This is a genomic window from Microbacterium sp. UBA837 (assembly GCF_002296025.1).
Taxonomy (GTDB): Bacteria; Actinomycetota; Actinomycetes; order Actinomycetales; family Microbacteriaceae; genus Microbacterium.
In genome coordinates this window covers 10232-10756 of sequence record NZ_DBHD01000130.1, presented here as the reverse complement: position 1 = coordinate 10756, position 525 = coordinate 10232, and the positions used below count along the sequence as shown (strand labels likewise).

The following is a 525-nucleotide window of genomic DNA, read 5'->3' as shown; positions in this document are numbered from 1 at the left end:
GCCGCTGCACGTCGAACTGTTCGCCGGCGGGTCCGGTGGCTTCCTCTGGTTCGCACCGGTGCTGGTCGGGCCCGGATGCGAGTGGTACTCGCTCTTCGTGCCCGGGGGTCTGGGCTGCGACCTCGAGTCGGCGGGCGACGGCGTCAATGTGTCGCTGTCGATCCTCGTCGGCCACGGCTGGTTCTACGTCGTGTACCTCTTCGCGTGCTTCCGCATCTGGAGCCTGATGCGGTGGCGGTTCGGTCGGTTCATCGCCCTCGCGCTGGGCGGAATCGTCCCGTTCCTGTCGTTCTTCATGGAGGCACGGGTCGCCCGTGAGGTCAAGACGTACCTTGCTGCGCGCGAGTCCGAGAACCACGATCTCGCCGAACACTCCAGCGTGACCCGCCAGAACCCCACAGTGTCCTGACCTTCGCTCCTGGGTTCCAGGGGCGCCGACCGAAAGCATCCGGTGACAGAACAGACCGAGACCTCGCAGCGACCCGTCCTCGTCGTCGACTTCGGCGCGCAGTACGCCCAGCTCAT

The 525-nt window shown here is 66.5% G+C and carries 1 protein-coding gene; it reads left to right on the top strand.

All coding sequences use genetic code 11. The features are described from left to right. The coding region (locus B3587_RS09640; RefSeq protein WP_292728171.1) for a DUF3817 domain-containing protein at positions 1-409 on the top strand (409 nt) is incomplete at its 5' end. Positions 410-525: the final 116 nt, after the last annotated feature.